We start from the raw sequence: 18,013 nt of genomic DNA on the forward strand, positions 1-18,013 counted from the left end.
AGGGGACGTCAGCCCCCGGTCCCGGCCTCGGCCTCGACGGGGGGCTTGGTGGTGGGCGGGGCCTCGGGGGTCCGGACGAGAACAGGGGTGTCGTCGGCCAGTTGCGACTGGCCCGTGGTGACGACCCGGGCCTTCTCGGGGAGCGTCCCGATCAACTCGACCCAGCCCGGTCCTTCCTTCCCGGTCTCGACGGGGAGGGAGTGGGCCTTCTTGTCGTCGCCGACCAGGAACAGCTTGGTCACCCCCGCGTAGCGGACGATCGCGTCGAGCGGGACGATGATCGCGTTGGCGTTCCGGTCGGTCACGATCTCGGCCTTGGCGAAGCCGCCGGGGCGGAGCAGCCCCTCGTCGTTCGGCACCGCCGCCTCGACCTGGAAGGTCCGGCTGGTGGAGTCGACCCTCGGATTGAGCCGGCTGACCTTGCCGGGGAACGTCCGGCCGGGGTACGAGGAGACCGTGACCCGAATATCCTGGCCGATCTCGACGTCGGCGGCATGTCGCTCCGGGAGGTTCATCCAGAGACGGAGCGGATTCTCGATCACCAGTTCGTAGGCCGGATCCCCCTCGCGGATCATCTGCCCCTCGGAGACCGAACGCTTTGTGACCGCGTAGGTCAGCGGGACCTTCAGGCCGAAGGGAGGCTGCGAGGGCTGGGGAGCCCGGATCTCCAGGTCGACCCGGGCCTGTCGACGGACATCAAGCCCGACCTTGGCCGCCAGGGCCGCCATGATGGTCGATCGGGCGGCGAGGATCCCGTCATCCAGCGCGGCCTCGGCCGCTTTCACGTCGGCCTCGGTATTCTGGAGATTCTCCCGCATTCCCGCCCCCTTGTTCATCAGGTTGCGCTCGCGGGTCAGGTTCAACTGGGCCCTCTCCAGGGCGACCTGGAGCCGCTGGACCGAAGGGAGCTTGGTCACGTCCAGCTCGTCCACCGACGGTGTGGTGGTCGGGACCTCCTTGAGGATCACGCCGATCTTGGCCAATTCGGCCAGGAGCTGCTTCTCGGCCTGTTCGATCGCCAGATCGGCGTCGATGGTCTCGAACTGGACCAGGAGCTCGCCCGGCTTGACGTGGTCGCCGATATCATGCTCGACCTTGAAGACCCGACCGACTCTCTTGGCCCCGACGGTGACCTCGTCCCAGCCCTTGAGCGTACCCACGGCGTCGACGAGCCGCTCGATCGGCCTCATCTCGACATCGGCGACGGTCACCGGGACCGGCTTCGGGGCCGCATCGGCCTCGACCTTCTCGGCCTCCTTCGACTGGCAACCCAGCGGCACGGCCGCGAGGAGCAAGATTGGCACGATGGCCCGCCTCAGACCGTTCATCCTTCGTTCTCCCGTTCCTTGACGATCGAGGACCCCGAGACCCCGAAGCCTTCCAGCAAGTCGACCACGAGCCGATCCGCCAGGTTCGCTTCGAGGGGCCGACCGAGAAGCAAGTGGTCGAGCGTCGCCGACATCAGCAGGCCCCGCATGGCCTGGGCACACGAGGCGACGCGCCCCCGCTCGACCAGGCCCGACTCCGCCAGTCGACGGGCACAGCCCTCGGTCACCCCGTCCATCGCCTCGCCGAACCGATGCATCTCTTCCTGGAGACTGGAATTCTGGGGACCGAAGCAGATCGCGTAGAGGAACCGGCTCCGGTCCGGCTCCTCGGTCAAGAACGCGACCTGCGAGGCGAAGATCTCGCGGAGGATCCGGACCGGGTCCGGTTCCCGCGCGACCAGATCCTGCAAGGTCGGGATGAACCCCGACATCGGTTTGATCATCAGCGCCTCGACCAGCCCCCGCTTGCTCCCGAAGTGGTAATAGAGCGTCGGCTTGGTCACTCCCGCCGCCTCGACGATCTCGCGGACCGACGTCGCGTCGTAACCCCGGTCGGCGAACAATCGGGCCGCCACCCGCGCGATATGCGAGGCCATCTCGCCCGACGATCGCAAGGCCGTCAGCTCGGTCGTCGCATCGGCCGGTTTCGATCCCATGGGCAACCCAGATTCCTCCCTATACCGAACGGTAGGTATTATGAGCAAACCCTCAGATTCGTCAAGGTGAAATCCGCAGATGTGACTCTGAGCGGTTGGCGAGCCGTCGGGATTTGGGTTAGCCTCGAACCTGGGGCCTGCGAGGCACCGCACCAACGATCCCGAGGGAGCTACCGGATGTTTTTCGAGCGAGCGATCACGCCCAAGGTCAGCATCGGCGACCAGCCGACCGTCGAGGATCTGGCCCGCCTGAAGGCCGAGGGATATACGGGCATCGTCAACCTGAGGAACGACGGAGAGCCCGATCAGCCCCTGGGGATCGAGGCCGAGGGGCAAGAGGTCCGGGCGCTCGGCCTGAACTACCTGCACGTCGGGGTGGGCGGGAGCCCGCTGACCGAGGCGGGAGTCCACGCGGTCTCCGACTTCATCGAGGGGCAGGAGAAGGTGATGGTCCACTGCCGGAAGGGGGGCCGGGCCGCCGCGCTGGTGCTGATCCACCAGGCCAAGGTCCACGGCTGGTCGGCGGCCGAGGCCGCGGCCAGGGGTCGAGGGCTCGGCCTGGAGGTCGACGGCGGCCTCCGGTCCATCGTCGAGAACTACCTCGACGACCACCGAGCGGGCTGATCGCGCCTGCCGGTCGACCCCACGATCGAGACGAAACCCCGACGAGGTCCGAGATGCGACGAACGAAGCTGGCCTGGCCGATTTACGCCCTGACCCTGGCCTGGATCGCGGGAGCCTGCGGCTCGGCCCTGGCCGACGAACCCCGGAGGATCCGGGTCCTCAGCTACAATATCCACCACGGAGAGGGGGTCGACGGCAAACTCGACCTGGGGCGAATCGCCGGGGTGATCCGGTCGGTCGAGCCCGACCTCGTCTCCCTCCAGGAGGTCGACCGGGGCGTCAAGCGGAGCGAGGGCCTCGACGAGCCCGCCGAACTCGGCCGGCTGACCGGTATGACCTCGATCTTCGAGCGGAATATTCCCTATCAAGGGGGCGAGTACGGGAACGCGGTCCTGAGCCGCTGGCCGGTGAAAGGTCACAAGAATGTCCCGCTCCCCTCGAACTACGTCGGCGAACAGCGAGGGGCTCTCGCCGTCGACCTGACGACTCCCGAGGGTAAGTCGCCGATCCGCCTGATCGCCACGCACCTCGACTCGCGCCCCGACGACAAGGAGCGGCTGGACTCGGTCAAGTCGATCGAGCAGATGGCCGCCGAAGCCCCCGACCTCCCGACGCTGCTGGTCGGCGATCTCAACGCCCTGCCCGAAAGTCGGGTCCTGGGGGCGTTCCAGACCAACTGGAAACGAGCCAACCCCGAGCCCTTGCCGACCTTCCCCGTCGCGAAACCGACCCGCCAGATCGATTATGTCCTGGTTCGACCCGCCTCGCGCTGGAAGGTGATCGAGTGCCGGGTCCTTGATGAAGCGGTGGCCTCGGACCACCGGCCGCTCCTGGTCGTCCTCGAATGGATCGATTGATCGGCCTCGATCGGAGATCGCTACCGATCTCCGATCAAGGCGGCTCGATCCTCGTCATCCCGGGCTCGGGCCCATTCGCCGATCGAGCGGAAGGCTCGGGCCCGGTCGATCCGGAACACCTTCGAGTTCGGCTCGATCGCGATGGCCGCCTCGAAGTGGCGGATGGATTCCTTGGCGCGGTCCGATCGGACCAGGATGGTCGCCAGGTGGTAGTGATACCAGGCCCGCCCGGGGTCGAGCAGGGTCGCACGGTCGAGCCAGGCCGTCGAGGAATCGGCCCGCCCTTCGAGATCGCGGAGGACCGCCCACTCGTAGGCGACCAGGGCCGACGACTCGGTCCGGGGGTCGTCGCTGATCGGCGGGGCGGGGGACTCGTCGAACCTGGCCCGGAGTGCCCGCCAGGGGCCGGGAGCATGCGTGAACGCCAGGGCCCGGTCGCAGAGCCGGATCCCCTCTCGGGCCGAGGGGCCTGAACTCGGGTCGATCGCGACGGCCTGGAGGAACAGGATCTCGTCGACGTCGCGGATCAGGCGTGACTTCCTCGGCGTGTCCAGCCAGGCCAGCTTGGGATCGGAGGCCCATCGGTCGTCGGAGCAGACCCGGAACTTCGAGAGGGCCTGCTCGATCTCGGGGGCGACCTCGGCCGGAGGCGTGTCTTTCCGGATCAGGCGAAACCGGAGCGAGTCGGTCATGGAGGAGAGGGCGTCGGCCTCGGCGCGAGCCTGGAGGGCCTCCCGGGCGACCGCATGTTCGCGACGGGCCTCCCGGTGGAGATCTTCCATCTCGGCCTTCGGGGCGGTCGTGCGAGCCACCTCCTCGAACTTGGCCAGGGCGATGAGGAAGCTCTCGCGGGCCCGGGCGTCCTTGCCCTCGATCAGCAGTGCCTCGGCGTCCTCGGCGATCCGGGCCCCTTCACGTTCCTCGCGGATCGCCCAGGTCAGCATGGTCGCGGCCCCTGCGGTGACGGCCATGACCAGGGCCAGCCGCTTCCAGGACCGGCGAATCCGGCGGACGAAACGGATCGTGAGGGGCTCGCGAGTCCACCGGAGGGGGGCGTCCTCGGCCACGGCCTGGAGATCGGCCGCCAGTTCGGCCGCGTTCGGGAATCTCCGGGCGGGATCGGGTTCGAGGCACCGGCGGATCACCCGTTCGAGAGCCTCGGGGATCTCGGGATGTTCATCCCGGAGTCGAGGGGGGGAGGCTCGACGATCCTGGGCCGCCCGGTGGAGGGCCTCGTCGACCGTCGAGGCCGACGAGGGCGCCGGGAACGGTCGAGAGCCGGTCAGGGCCTCGTAGAGCAGGACCCCGAGCGAGAAGATGTCGGCGCGAGAATCGACAATCTCCCCCTGGCTGGTCGAGAGGGCTTCGAGATGTTCGGGGGCCATGTAGGCGACCGTCCCGCCCAGGTGGTCGGTGGCCAGGGCGTTGCGTTCGTCCCAGGGCTCGCGTGCCAGGTTGAAATCCAGGAGCATCGGCAGCGCGTCGCCGGTCACCAGGACGTTGGACGGCTTGATGTCCCGGTGGAGGACCCCCCGATCGTGCGCGTGGCCCAGCGCCTCGGCGAGCCGGGCTCCCCACCAGGCGATCGCCCGGGCGAACGGCAGTTCGGCCAGGGTGGTCCGGGCCGAGGATCCCCCAGCCTTGGCCTCCGAGGGGTCGAGCCGGTCGAGCACCTCCAGAAGTTCGGCGCCCGTCGGGGCGGTCCGGGCCTTGGGGTCGGCCAGGAGCCGGGACAGGGTGACTCGCCCGAAGTAGGGCATGCAGAGCAGGTGCAGGTCGGTCGCCGGATCGATCCGGTACGAGTGGACCGGGACGATGTGGGTGTGCTGGAGCCTCGCCAGGGTCTGGGGCTCGCGAGAGCCGGTCCGGGCGACCTTCAAGGCCACCGGTCGATCGGCGAGTTGACGCTCCTTGGCCAGGAAGACCCGGGCGAACGACCCCCGGCCCAGTTCCTCGACCAGGAAAAACCCGGCGATCGTCTGGCCGACTTCGGGGAAGGGGACCGCCTCGGGACCGGGGACGTGCAGGTCGGTCGACGCCGCGTTGCCGACGAGTTCGTGGATGTCGAAGACCCGCCGGAGCCGATCGGCCAGCTCGGGGAATCGTTCGTCGTACTCGGCCGGAAAAGGGGCCGCGCCGTCTTCCTCGCGTCGGCAAAATTCCTCGTAGCAGAGCGCGACCATCGTCTCGGCGTCGAGGTCGGGGTGGCGGTCGCGATATTCCTCGACGCGGACCGTCTCGCCGGAGTCCCACCTCAGGTTGAGGTCGGCGCGGAGTAGGGCGAGCCACGCGGCTGGCGTGGCCCCGGGTCCTTCGGGGAGGAAGTCGCCGGGATCGGGTCGTCGGTGGCGTGTCGAGCCGCGCCAGGCGTCTTCGAAGCGGCGAGCAAGCCGTGTCGCGGCCGGGGACGACGCCTCGTCCCAGGTCCCCGATCGGGCGATCGAGCCCATCTGGGTCATCCCTCGGTGAAGACCCGGCGCCGCAATTCCTCCAGCACGCGCTGGACGGTCCGCTCGCTGATCCCGAGCCGGTCGCCGATTTCCCTGGACGACAAGCCCTCCGCCTTCAGCTCCAGGATGGAACGCCTTTCCTCGGGGACGAGATTGCGGAGCTGGTCGAACGCCTCGCGGGCCTCGGCCACCTGACTGGCGGTCTCCAGGGCCCCCGGGAGTTCGCGGGGCTTATCCCCGTCGGACCAGATCGGCTCCTCGCGGCGCATGTCCTGCTTCTGGCTGCCGGCCTTGCGGAACTCGTCGATCACCTTGTTCTTCGCGGCTCGGGCCAGGAAGGCGACAAGATGCCGCCCGTCTTCGAATTCGGTGGGGACCGTCCGGACCCGGTGGAAGAAGCTCCCCCAGACGCTCTGGAGGAAGTCGACCGAGTCGAACCTCGACCGGAGCATCCTGGGCAACTGGCGGCGGACCACCAGCCGGACCTCGGCCTCATACCTCATCAGGAGGTCGCGAGCCGCGTCCTGGTCACCGGCGTGGATCCGGGTCAGGAACCCCCGAATATCGTCGCCCGCCGCGGTCGTCTCGTCCCTGAGCGCATCGCCGACCATCATGCCACGGTCTCCTTCCCGGGTTCGCATTCCTCCGACGAACCGACGTGTCTCCGACACCGGCCCTCAGGTTAATCATCGCCGATCCGGTTTGGCAAGCGGCCACCGGCCGAGAATTCCACGAGGAGCGTCAAGGGAAACGGGACTGCATCGCCTTGAGCCATTTGAGGCGGGACTGATACAGCTTGATTCTCGCACCTTCTCGACCCTCGGCCATCAACTCCTGCTGTTCCTCGAGGGCGTCTCGGAAGTGCTCGCCGGCAATCGCGGGGTCGGAGTCGCGTTGGACCTCGGCCAGCAGGGCCAGGACCTCGGCGTGGTCGCTGTGGTATTCGTCGTGGTGGCGATCGGCCTCGATCAGCTCATGGAGGTTCAGCCTCGCCCGGGTGAGGGGTTCTCGGGCGTCGTCGAGCCGCCCCTCGTGAAGGGCAATCTTCCCGATTGCGGTGTTCCAACGGGTTTGGGCCAGCTTGTATTCGAGGACATCGCCGAAGTCGCGGGCACTCTCCAGGAGATTCTCGGCTTGCGCGCAGGCCTCGGTCGCCTCGGAGAACTTCTCCTGCCGGATCAGGACCTCGGCCAGGACGAGCTGGGCGGCGGCCTCCTCGATCCGGTAAGACGTCACGCCGGGCTTATCCTCGATCAAGGCCGTGTCCTGCGCGAGAGCCCGCTTCGCTTCCACGATCGCCTTCTCGGGCTCGCCATTCTCCAGGCGGAACCGGGCGGCCTTCCGGAGGTAATAGGCCATGTCCTCGCGCGTCTGCCGACGCTCCAGGTCATTGGTTGAGGTCGCCAGGAGCGATTCTTGCAGCTCGACGGCCTTCTGCTCCTTGAGGATGGCGAGGTTCAGCTCTCCTCGATGCCGGTCGAGGGCGGCGAGGTTGCCGAAGCTCCGGGCGAGCTGGAAGGCGAGTTGAAAGGCCGTGCCCGGTTCGATCTGCGGATCATCCTTGAAATCCTCGTAGAGCTTCGTCCGGATCTTGTGCGAGGCGACGTAGGCCTCGCGAGCCTCGGCGATCCGACCGGCGAGTTCGTGCATATCACCGGCGTAGCCCCAGCTTCGACCCAGCCCCGAGCGAACCGCGATGTCCCCCTTGCAGCCGTCTCGCGCCCCGTCGTGCTGGACGCAGGGCAGGCAGGCCCGCCGATAGACGTCGCGGGCTTTCGCGTAGAGCGCCAGGGCCTGCTCGGAGTCGCCACGGGCCGCCTTGATAATCCCGTATTCGACGTAGGTGTTGCCGAGCTGGGCCAGGACCTCGACGGGAGGCTCCTCTCCGCCGACGCTCTGCGGCCTGGCGACTCCTTCGAGGATCCGGATGGCAGCCTCGTAATTCTCGATCACGTCGCGATTCCGGTTGGCCCCCATCTTGCCCGCGAGCTTGGCGACCTGTTGATGGGCCTCGGCCAGCGCGAGTCGTCCCGAGCTATCGTCGTCGGGCTTCCCCTGGTTATCTCGGACGACCTTTTCGAAATAGCGAAGCGCCACCCCGAGGATCCTCATCCTCAGGGCCTGCTGATTGGCCTCGGCCCCGAGTTCGGACTCGAAGGCATCGATCAGCCGCTCGACCGCCTCTCCCGCGGTCCTCAAGGTCAGGGTGGATCCGGCCCGGGCCATCTCGGCCTTCTGAACCGCGAGCTTCCGATCTCGTTCGGCGATCAGTTTGGCCGACCGCTCGTGGCGGAGTTGAAGGCGGCTGAGGACGGTCGAGACCGCCGTCCCGACGCCCAGGACCAGCAAGATCAAGCCCACCGCGGCCATCTTCGCCTGCAAGGGCTCCCGGCACGACCACTTCCTGATCTTCTCGGGGAGCGTAACCGGGCGGGCGTGGACCGGCTTGCCGTCCAGCCAACGGTGGAGGTCTCGACCGAAGGCCTCGGCCGACTCGTAGCGATCCTGGGGGGACTTCTCCAGGCACTTCAGGCAGATGGCATCCAGGTCGCGGTCGACCTTCGGGTTCAGCGACTGCGGCGAGGGCGGCCGCTCGGAGATGACCTGATTCAGGACGTTCTGGACCCCGGGCCCCAGGAAGGGGGGGCGTTTGCAGAGCATCGCGAACAGGGTGGCCCCCAGGCTGTAGACGTCGGAGAGGGTCGAGATGTCCTTCAGCCGCCCCTGGGCCTGCTCCGGAGGCATGAAGGACGGCGTGCCCAGGATCGAGCCCTCCGCGTCCTGGCTGCTGTCGAACCCCCGAGTCGATCCCTTCGAACGCTCGGGCTCCGACGATCCCGGGCCGTTCGATCGCGACCGGAAGCCTTTGGTGACCGGATCGGGGCCGATCGTCATCGAGGCATCATCGGTCGGGTCGACTCGCTTGGCCAGCCCGAAGTCGGTGACGTAGGGCGCCCCCTCCTCGTCGATCAGGATGTTGTCCGGCTTGAGGTCCCGATGCAAGACCCCTCGGCGATGGGCATGGGCGATCGCGTCGGCCACGCGTAGCATCAGCTCGGCCGCCAGTCGGGGATCGGCCGCGTAGTCGGCCATCCGCTCCCTCAGGCTGCCGCCGCGGATCAATTGCATCGCGAAGAAGTGCTGTCCACACTCCTCCGAGATGCTATAGATCTTGACGATATTGGGATGCTTATGGAGCTTCGCGACCGCCTGGGCCTCGATCAGGAATCGCTGGACGTCGGCCTCGGTGGCGGCGTCCCCGGCGCCGATCATCTTGAGGGCGACCGGCAGCCCGAGCTTGACGTGCCTCGCCTCGTAGACGAACCCCATCCCCCCCTTGGCGATCCGACGGACGATCTCGTACTCGCCGAATCGGGTCTGCTCGCCCGCCGGCCCGTCCCCGCACGGCTGGGCGAAATGCTGGGTCCGGCGGCCGGTGTGAGAGAGGGTCTCCGAGAAATCCATCTCGATCGGCAAGGGTACCGAGCCCACTCGGGTCATCAGCGAGTCTTCGGCGGTCGGGTCCGGCTCGACGGCTCGCGGGGCTTTCTCGGTATCGGGGCGATCGTCGTGCGAATTCATGATCCCCCACCGATCTGGCCTCGGATCTCTCCAAGAGCCACACGGGACGACCTTGAGCTAATTAGCCGGATCCTCCCGACTCGGTCGGAGTGGCCCTCTGCGAGCGAGCAATCGGGGCGACCTCGCCCTTTTCACCCTACGATGGGACTTCCGAAGCGGTGACGGGGGGGTCCGGAAATTCTCCTCAAGTATCAGTAGAACACCCGGAACGTGGCGGGGCAAGTTGGATAACACCGTTAATCAACAAAGCTCAAGCCGAGATCCATCGAGCCGGGGAGGGTCGATGGTTCAGCTTACGCCGGGGCCAGCGGGCGGGGCGTACTTCGTGGGCAGGATCACCACATGGTCGGGTGTGACGTGGACGGTCAGGCCCTGGCCTTCTCGGAGGAACTCCGACCTCGACTGGAGGGCCAGCGAGACGACCGGCCAATCATTGGCCGTCCGGAGGTGGATCTGGCGGACCTGACCGAGGAAGACCAGCCGTTCGACCGTCGCGACGAACCGGTTGGCGTCGGCCGGGGCGTTCGGGCCGAACTCCAACGCCTCGGGTCGGATCGCGACCGTCACCGGAGAGCCGGGGGGGATGGCCCCATCCCTGGCCCGTCCGACCAGCCGGCCCAGCGGGGTCCGGACCACCTGATCTCCCCGGGGGTCGGTCGACTCGACCTGCCCCTGGATCAGGTTCACCAGGCCGAGGAATCGGGCCACGAAAGCGTCGGAAGGCGCGTTGTAGACCTCCGACGGCGGTCCCGACTGGACGATCCGCCCGAGATCCATCACCGCCAGTTGATCCGCCAGGCTCAGCGCCTCGCGGGGGTCGGAGGTTAGTATCAGGGTGGTGATCTCCGCCTGGGTGACGACACGGCGGATCTCGTCTCGAAACTCGCCCCGGACTCGATCGTCGAGCCCGCCGGTCGGGTCGTCCAGGATCAGGAGCTGGGGATCCAGGATCAGGGCTCTCGCCAACGAGACGCGCTGCCGCTGGAGGCCGGAAAGGGCCTCGGGCCGCTTGCCGGCCAGGGTGTCGAGCCGGGCGGAACCGAGGGCCTCGTCCACCCGGGCCTTGCGGTCCTTGCGGGAGAGTCCCTGGATCTTGAGCGGATAGCCGACGTTCTCGGCCACGGTCAGGTGGGGCCAGAGCGCGTCGTCCTGGAACAGGAGGCCCACTCGCCGGGCCTGGGCTGGCTGGTCCTGGACGAGCTGGCCGTCGAAATAGACCTCCCCGTCATCCGGGGATTCCAGGCCGGCGACCAGGCGAGCCAGCGTGGTCTTGCCCGCCCCGGAAGGGCCGAGCAGGAAGGTCAACTCGCCGGGTCGGACTTCCATGGAAGCCCCGTCGACGACCGCCACGCCGTCGAATCGCTTGACCAGATTTTCGAGGACGACCCGGATCATGAGGGGGCGTATCCCCCGGCCACTCGCGCGACCCTGCGATAGAGCTGCCGGGTCCAGGCGGTCCACTCGCCCCGGAGCCAGGCCCGGAATCGGGGCTCTCGGGCCAGTCGCCCCTCCGAGGCACCGGCCAACTCCACGAGCAAGGCCCCGTCGATCGGCCGGGAAGGGCGAGACCAGCTTTCCTCGAGCCAGGCGCGGACCTCGGGGTCGGGTGCGATCTGCTCGGCCAGGGTTTCCAGGAGCGGGCCTCCCTGGGGGCTCGCCTGGAGCTTGGCGACCGAAGCGGGAGGCCACGGAGGACGCCGCCCGAGCGCGGACTCGGCCCTCGCGGGATGGCCGAATCGCCGGAGGGCGGCCTCGGCGTCCCGGAGTTCCTCGCGAGCATCGACCAGGGCCGCTCCCAGGAGATCGGCCAGGAGTCCTTCGGCCAGGGATTGGATCTCCGGATCGGTCGGCATTGCTTCCCCATCCAGGAGGGCCAGGAATCGTCGGGCCCGTTCCGGGTTCTTTCCGACGATCGGGAGGGCGATCGCCTCTCGGAGCCCCGACCCTACAGAACCCGCCGAGGGATCGAGGATACCGGCCGCCTCGCGGACGAGCGTCTCGTAGCCGGCGGGCCAGCCTTCGCGATCCAGGAGTGACCTGGCCCGGGAGAGGGTCCTGGGGTCGTCCCTCGGGTCGCTCGTCCCGGTCGATCCCTCGGGTGGCCCCCCGTCGCTCGCCGGAGCAAGCTGTCGGACGACCCGCCAGGGGACCGGGTCCGAAGGTCCGATGTGGGTCAGGAGTCCCGACCGGGCTAACCGTCCCGCCTCGGCGATCGAGTCTCCCACGATCAGATCAACACCCCCTCGACGGTCGAGCACGCTCGAAGCACGCTCGCCCGGCCCGAGGCCGATCCAGAGGATCGGGAGCGTGTCGCCGGTCTCCCGGCGATAGGACGTCTCCAGGTTGGCCCGGATTTCACGGGGCCAGGTGGTCGCGATCACCAGGGCGTCGGTCCCGCTCGGGAGACAGCCGCCGATCGGGAGGCAGAGGACGGCCCACAGGACGATCCTCCAACCCGATCGGTCGACGAGGTCGCTCGAACTCCGGTCGGCATCCGCGCGAACGGGCATGGTCAACAGGGGTCGAGCGATCTCCAGAAACGTCATTGCCCAGGCCGACTGCCGAGGGTGATTTTGAGGGTCACTTCCTTGCCGTCGCGCATCACAACTACGTCGACCTTGTCGCCCGGCTTGGCCCGACCGAGGCTGTCGGTGTAGTCGTAGATGGTGGCGATTGGCTTGCCGGCGAAACCGACGATGACATCGCCTCCCTTGATCCCGCCCTTCTCGGCAGGGCTCCCCTCCCGGACAGCCGAGAGCTTCACGCCCTTGTCTTCCGCGCCGTAGTCGGGGACGGTCCCCAGATAGGCGCCCATCCCGATCCGACCGGGGTCGACGTTCCCCCCGTGGGGGTCCTTGGGCTGCTCGACCGACTTGGTGAACTCGGGCCGGCTGGGGCGTCGGGCGATATCGAGCAAGATGATCTCGCCCAGGTCGGCAACCCGGGCCATCCCGGCGAAGTTGATCCGATCGGTGTCGTCGCTCGGGCGGTGGTAGTCGGCGTGAAGGCCGGTGAAGGGGAAGAGGATCGGCACATTCTTGAGATAGAACGACTCGTGGTCGCTACCGCCGAACCCGTCCGACATCCCCTTGACCTTCTTGACCTTGAACCCGGCGGCATTCCCCAGCGAGTCGACAATCTCCTCGATCCCCGGCGTGCTGCCGGTCCCCACGATGGTCAGCTCGGACTTGTCGTTGAGCCTGCCGACCATGTCGAAGTTGATCATCATCACCGTCTTGTCGAGCGGGATCAGCGGATGCTCGACGTAATACCGCGACCCGAGCAACCCCTTCTCCTCCCCCGAGAACGCCATGAAGACGATCCGGCGGGGCAGGGGGTCCGACCGTCGACCGAGCCGACGGGCCAGTTCCAGGACCATCGCCGTGCCCGAGGCGTTGTCGTCGGCCCCGTTGTGGATGTCCTTCGAGAAGATCGCCAGCGAGCCCGAGGTCATCCCGCCGTGGCCCAGGTGGTCATAGTGCCCCCCGACCACGATCGTCTCGTCGGCCAGCGGCCCCTCGCCTTCCAGGACCCCGATGACGTTGCGGGTCTCGACGCCCCTCCGCTCGATCGTGATCGAGGCCGAGAGCCCCCAGCCTTCCAGGGCCCTCGACCGGGGCTTGAGGTCGCCGTCGATCTGCTTCTCCAGCTCCTCGAGGCCGGGCTGGCCCGCGGCGGCCAGGAGTTTGTCGGCCTCCTCTCGCTTGAGCATCACGACCGGGATCGGCGAGTTCTCGTTCGCTCCGGCTCCGTTCAGGGTGAGGAGTTGATCGGGGTTGTCCTTCAGGCCCGCCTTGTCATTGACCAGCAGGACGGCCGAGGCCCCGTGCTGGAAGGCGTTTGTCGCCTTGTGGTTGAAGGTGGCGAAGAGGGTCGTCTGCTTGCCCGCGAAGGGGCTATTGTCGTCTTCGAGCTGCGGCTCGCGGCGGATCAGCAGGACGGCCTTCCCCTTGACGTCGATCCCGGCATAGTCGTCGTAGTCCAGATTCTTCGACTCGTCCTTCGCGGTGATCCCGTAGCCGGCGAAGACGATCGGCACACCGTCCAGCTTCGCGCTCGATCCGATGGCAAGCGGCTCGAAGCTGGCCCGAAGGGGGACGATCTCCTTCGCATCCGGCCCCTGGAACGCGATCGAGGCCGGTCCGTCGAGCTTGGCGTCCCCCTTGATCGAGAAGTCCTGGAAATAATCGTCGAGCCCCGGGGCGGGCTTGAGCCCGGCCGCCTTGAATGCCGCCGCGATATACTCGGCCGACGCCTCGATCCCCTTGGAACCCGGCGACCGTCCCTCCTGGGCGTCGGCGGCCAGGAATCCGACGTCTTCCTTCAGCCTTGCCATGCTCGGGCTGACGTAGGTGACGTCTCCCCAGGCCACGGCGGCAATCAGGCCCAGGGCCGCAAAGGAAAGCGCGGGGCGAGCCATTCGGACGGGAAAGCGGAGTGCCATGCGGTCAATCCTTCGATGTCGGACGGGGCGGCGTCGCTCTTAGGGGCGGGTCCCCGGGGAACTCTCGGCCGATTAATTCTCGGGCACCGACGAGCGTCCGTCAAGCGTTCGAGTGGGGCGGATGCAGGGCGACGCCGCTCGGCTCGTCCAGGGGCGATGACCAGGCCCCGACAAGGCCAATCCTTCGATCGACGATCGACCGAGGATCGCCCCTGAAATCGTTGCTCCGTCCTCGGTTGCCCGCGAGAATGGGGCCCATCCTTTCCGGAATGAAACGACGCCACGGCCTCGGTCCGAGGAGCCCCGCGATCATGTCGAAGTCCTGGACGATCGGCTCGCATCCTACTTCCGACCTAGTCATGCCGCCCCCCGCTTCGGATCGCCACGCCCGATTGACGATCGGCCCCGGGGGGGCGATCCTGGAAGATCTGGGATCGGCCTCCGGGACATTCGTCCATCGGGTCCGGATCACCGGCGCGATCCTGGTCTCGCGGGCCGACACCATCACGATCGGCCCGGACCTGCCGATGCCCTGGCCTCCCGAACCGGCCGACCTCGGGCCGGTGGTGCTCACGATCGGACGGGAACCGGACAACGATCTGGTCGTGAACCTGCCGACGGTCTCCGGCCATCACGCCCGCGTCATCTGGTCGGGGAAGCCGGGCGAGGCGGTGATCGAGGACCTCAACTCCTCGAACGGGACGGCGCTCAATTCCCCCGATCGGAAGGCCGAGCGGGCGGTCGTGACCTCATCCGACACGGTTTACCTGGGGACCGCGCCAATCTCGGGGGCGTCGATCCTGGGCAAAGTGGACCCCTCGGTTGGTCGGGTCCTGACACCGGGGGGCGCGGATCTCATCATCGGACGGGCCCCGGAATGCGGCAAGGTCGTCGATGAGCCCTCGGTCTCCGGTCGGCATGCCCGACTCTCGCGAGCCGGCGGTCGAGTCACCATTGAGGACCTGAACTCCTCGAACGGGACCTTCGTCAACGGTCGGCGGATCGAGTCGCCCACGACCGTCGAGCCGGGGGACGTGATCGGTCTGGGCCTGTACATGATGCGGATCGCACCCGTCCCCGCATCGGCTCCTTCGCGCTCGGCCCGGACCGTGATCGAGCCGATCCCCCGGGCCACGATCGAGACCCCGGTCTCCGCCTCGACAAGCCCGGCCCCTGCACGTGCTCCGTGGCCGATCGTCCTGCCGTCGGCCCTGCTGCTCCAGGGCCCGGTCGCGGCGTTGTTGATCCTGGGGGCGGTCGGCGGAGGGTTCTCGACACCCGAGGCCGTCGCGGGCCTGGTCTTCGGGCTGGGCCTGGCGGCCACCTGGTTCGGCCTCAGCGATGCGGTGATCCTGGAAAATCTCGGGCCCGGATCGACGGGCGAAACCGCGTTCCCGGCCCGCCTCGGGGTCCTGGCCCTGGTCTGCGTCGGGCAGTGCCTGCTCGCCTGGGCGATCGTGTCGCGAGTGGCGGGTCTCCGAGGTCCCGGGATGGCCTCGATCGGATTCCTGGTCCTGGCCTCGCTGGTCGGGGCGGCTCTGGGGCTCCTGATCGTCGCGCTCGCCCCTCGGAGGGACCTGTCGTGGGCCGCCTTGCCGGTGGCCCTCGCCGCGTTCTGGCTCTTCGGGGGCGGTCCCCGGACGCTCCCCCGGAACTTCCCCTGGGCCTGGACGGTGGCGAGCGCGAGCCCTTCGCGCTGGGCCTTCGAGGGGCTGCTCCTGATGGAAACCGAGCGAGCCGGCCCGAACGATCTGGCCCAGCCCTACTTCCCGGCCGAGACCACCCGGATGGGGCCGAGGGCGGACGTCCTGGCGTTGGGGACGATGCTGGTCGGGCTCTCGGTCTCGGTCGTGTTCCTCACCCGCCCTTCGTCACGGGATTCATGAGCTTCTCCAGCGCCTTCAGCCGTTCCCTCGGGATGGGGTGGGCCCGCAGGTGATTGTCGATCGGGGCGATGTCCTTGTCCTCGAACGGTCGCTTCCGGACGTTTTCGAAGCCGTTCTTTTTCGCGAAGTCTTCCAGCTTCCGCAGGTACGCAAGGATCTCGCGCCGCGAATGACCGTCGCGGGTCATCGCCATCCAGGCCCATCGGTCGGCGTCTAGATCTTGTTCCGGCTTATATCCCCACGGGATCAGGAGCGAATAGAAGAGGGGGACGGTCCCGGAGTCCAGCTTCTTCACCTCGGGGTCGCGGAGGCAGTTCACGGCGTGCTTGAGGTCGACGTGGGCCATCTCGTGCCCGAGGAGGAAGCCCAGGGCATAGTCCTCGTCCTCGGTGATCCAGTCGAAAATCCCCCGGCAGACGTAGATGTAGCCGCCGGGGAACGAGAAGGTATTCGATTCGCCGCAGTCGAGCACGGTGAAGGTGTACTTCAGATCCTTCCGGCTCAGGGCGTCCAGGAACGGCTCGGCCGCGGCCTCGACTCGCGCCGGGAGTGGGCCGACGACCAGTGGCTTGTGATCGTGTAGGATCATCTCGTGGAGCGCCGCACCCAGCCGACGTTCGTCCTCGATCGTGAGGTGGTCGAGATCCCAGACCGTCTTCTGCGCGGGTAGTTCCCAGAACGGGTCGAGGATCGGTGCGGGGGGCGGGTCGGCAGGCCGGGCGACGACCGGTGCCGGTGTCGGCCTGGTGTCCTCGGGCGGTGCGGGGGGCGGCTCGACGGGCTCCGGCGGCTTCGGGGCGGGCGGCTCGGGCTGTACTGGTTCGGGGTGTACCGGCTCAGGCCCCGGGGCGGCCTCGGCGGGCGGATCGATCGCGGTTCGGCTGGCGAGGAGGGTGTTCCTATATGACTCCCCCTCGCCATGGATCAGCCACGCCGACGCCCCGACATAGACGAGGCCCAGGATGGCCGCAACCCCCCACTGGCCGGGGGACAGGGTGGCCAGTCGGCTCACTTTTCGAACTCCCGCCCCTGATCCTTGACCCGATCGCGCATCTCGCTCAGCCCGGCGTGCAGTTCGGGGTACATCCGACGCTCCTCGTCGGTATCGGGCACCCCGAACCTCAGGTTATGCGCCTGCATGAAGAGCCGGAGGTCGTCCAGGGTCGTCCCCGAGTAATGATCGAGTTCCGCCAGGACGCTCTGCATCTTGTGGGTCTTGAGGATCTTGGCGACATTCGCCATCTCATCGAGTCGGCGCTTCGCCTCGTTGTAATGAGGCTCGCGACTCGCCCCGAACTGTTCGTCGAGCTCTCGTTCGAGGATCCTCACCGCGTCGGAGTAATCCTGGAGGGCCGAGGCGGTCATCCGGCCTTCGATCATCTGTTCGAGGGCCGTGTCGACCGCCCGTTCGAACGCCTTGCGCCCTCCATCGTATCGGGGGTCCTGGAGGGCGACCGGCCACTTCGATCTCCCCTTGGGAGTCAACCTCTGGAACGAGAATCTCAACCCCTTCTCGTCGAGCTTGAAGGGGATCTTGCGGACCTTCTCGACCGGGAGGTCCACCTTGAAGGCCCGGTAGGAGGAGGGGTGGACCAGCGGGTCGTTGAGCTGCTCCAAGAGCACGTTCAAGGTGCTCCCGCTCATGAGGTCGACCTCATTCGGATTCTCGCGGATTCGCCTGCGGATCGCCTCGTAATTCGCCTTCAGCTTTTCCTGCTCAAGTCGGTTGATCAACTGATAATTATCCCGCCCCTGGCGGAGGACCATGTTGACGTAGGTATCGACCTTGATGGCGGTATCGGCGTTGATCGACTCGGCCTGGGCCGTGAGGAGGTTATACTGGCCCATCCCGATGCCCATGCCCATGTAGAGGTCGCCGAAGCCCGACGCGGCGATGCCGAGCCCGCGGAGATAGTCCCCCTGCGGTGTCGAGCCGGGGAAGATGACCTGGGCATGGGCGACCGGACCGGTCAAGCCCCAGGCGATCAGGCAGCACAGGCCGACTCGACGCATCTCTCGCTCCTTGACTCAGGGGTGGGACCCATCGGCGGGCCTTGCTTCCGCTGACATCGAAAAAGACTCCATCATTTTATCCGTTCGGCCCAAGTCCGGGGAAGGGGCGAGTCCAGCCTGGGCGGCCGTCCCGGGAGCGGGAAACGGGCCGAGATTCTCCCGAAATCGCGTTT

Annotated in this window: 13 protein-coding genes; 3 read left to right on the top strand and 10 right to left on the bottom strand. The window is 67.6% G+C overall.

Annotated elements, in window-relative coordinates:
• Window positions 1-8: 8 nt before the first annotated feature.
• Both P12x_RS24705 and P12x_RS24710 read right to left on the bottom strand, forming a co-directional pair.
• Complete coding sequence (locus tag P12x_RS24705; RefSeq protein ID WP_435007677.1) at window positions 9-1,328, bottom strand: efflux RND transporter periplasmic adaptor subunit; 1,320 nt, start codon at window positions 1,326-1,328, stop codon at window positions 9-11.
• Window positions 1,325-1,984: a TetR/AcrR family transcriptional regulator gene (locus P12x_RS24710; protein ID WP_435007678.1), complete on the bottom strand. Its 660-nt coding sequence runs from the start codon at window positions 1,982-1,984 to the stop codon at window positions 1,325-1,327. Before P12x_RS24710 ends, P12x_RS24705 begins: the two co-directional genes overlap by 4 nt.
• A 177-nt stretch (window positions 1,985-2,161) precedes the next feature.
• On the opposite strand from P12x_RS24710, the gene P12x_RS24715 reads away from it, so the two are divergent.
• Both P12x_RS24715 and P12x_RS24720 read left to right on the top strand, forming a co-directional pair.
• Window positions 2,162-2,608, top strand: a complete 447-nt coding sequence (locus P12x_RS24715; RefSeq protein ID WP_435007679.1) for a beta-lactamase hydrolase domain-containing protein — start codon at window positions 2,162-2,164, stop codon at window positions 2,606-2,608.
• A gap of 53 nt (window positions 2,609-2,661) precedes the next feature.
• Window positions 2,662-3,465 (top strand): endonuclease/exonuclease/phosphatase family protein, encoded by an 804-nt coding sequence (locus P12x_RS24720; RefSeq protein ID WP_435007680.1) that lies wholly within the window; start codon window positions 2,662-2,664, stop codon window positions 3,463-3,465.
• Between the two features lie 20 nt (window positions 3,466-3,485).
• Here the strand turns inward: P12x_RS24720 and P12x_RS24725 are convergent, their stop codons facing one another.
• The 6 genes from P12x_RS24725 to P12x_RS24750 form a co-directional block, all read right to left on the bottom strand.
• Window positions 3,486-5,915, bottom strand: coding sequence for a protein kinase domain-containing protein (locus P12x_RS24725; RefSeq protein WP_435007681.1), 2,430 nt, complete (start codon window positions 5,913-5,915; stop codon window positions 3,486-3,488).
• Window positions 5,916-5,920: 5 nt separating this feature from the next.
• Window positions 5,921-6,529, bottom strand: coding sequence for an RNA polymerase sigma factor (locus P12x_RS24730; protein ID WP_435007682.1), 609 nt, complete (start codon window positions 6,527-6,529; stop codon window positions 5,921-5,923).
• A 127-nt stretch (window positions 6,530-6,656) separates the two neighbouring features.
• Window positions 6,657-9,497, bottom strand: coding sequence for a protein kinase domain-containing protein (locus tag P12x_RS24735; protein ID WP_435007683.1), 2,841 nt, complete (start codon window positions 9,495-9,497; stop codon window positions 6,657-6,659).
• A gap of 288 nt (window positions 9,498-9,785) precedes the next feature.
• Window positions 9,786-10,892: an ABC transporter ATP-binding protein gene (locus P12x_RS24740; protein WP_435007684.1), complete on the bottom strand. Its 1,107-nt coding sequence runs from the start codon at window positions 10,890-10,892 to the stop codon at window positions 9,786-9,788.
• Complete coding sequence (locus P12x_RS24745; protein WP_435007685.1) at window positions 10,889-12,007, bottom strand: hypothetical protein; 1,119 nt, start codon at window positions 12,005-12,007, stop codon at window positions 10,889-10,891. The genes P12x_RS24740 and P12x_RS24745 overlap by 4 nt, the downstream gene beginning before the upstream one ends.
• 32 nt (window positions 12,008-12,039) lie before the next feature.
• Window positions 12,040-13,941 (bottom strand): M20/M25/M40 family metallo-hydrolase, encoded by a 1,902-nt coding sequence (locus tag P12x_RS24750; RefSeq protein ID WP_435007686.1) that lies wholly within the window; start codon window positions 13,939-13,941, stop codon window positions 12,040-12,042.
• Between the two features lie 311 nt (window positions 13,942-14,252).
• Here P12x_RS24750 and P12x_RS24755 point away from each other — a divergent pair, with 311 nt between their 5' ends.
• Entirely contained in the window at window positions 14,253-15,827 is a 1,575-nt protein-coding gene (locus P12x_RS24755; protein WP_435007687.1) for an FHA domain-containing protein, read from the top strand.
• Here the strand turns inward: P12x_RS24755 and P12x_RS24760 are convergent.
• Both P12x_RS24760 and P12x_RS24765 read right to left on the bottom strand, forming a co-directional pair.
• Window positions 15,799-16,839 carry a M48 family metalloprotease gene (locus P12x_RS24760; protein WP_435007688.1) on the bottom strand — a complete coding sequence of 347 codons (1,041 nt, stop codon included), beginning with the start codon at window positions 16,837-16,839 and terminating at the stop codon, window positions 15,799-15,801. The genes P12x_RS24755 and P12x_RS24760 overlap by 29 nt on opposite strands.
• Window positions 16,836-17,840: a hypothetical protein gene (locus P12x_RS24765; protein WP_435007689.1), complete on the bottom strand. Its 1,005-nt coding sequence runs from the start codon at window positions 17,838-17,840 to the stop codon at window positions 16,836-16,838. The genes P12x_RS24760 and P12x_RS24765 overlap by 4 nt, the downstream gene beginning before the upstream one ends.
• Between the last annotated feature and the right edge of the window lie 173 nt (window positions 17,841-18,013).

This window comes from Tundrisphaera lichenicola (genome assembly GCF_051175385.1).
Lineage (GTDB): Bacteria > Planctomycetota > Planctomycetia > Isosphaerales > Isosphaeraceae > Tundrisphaera > Tundrisphaera lichenicola.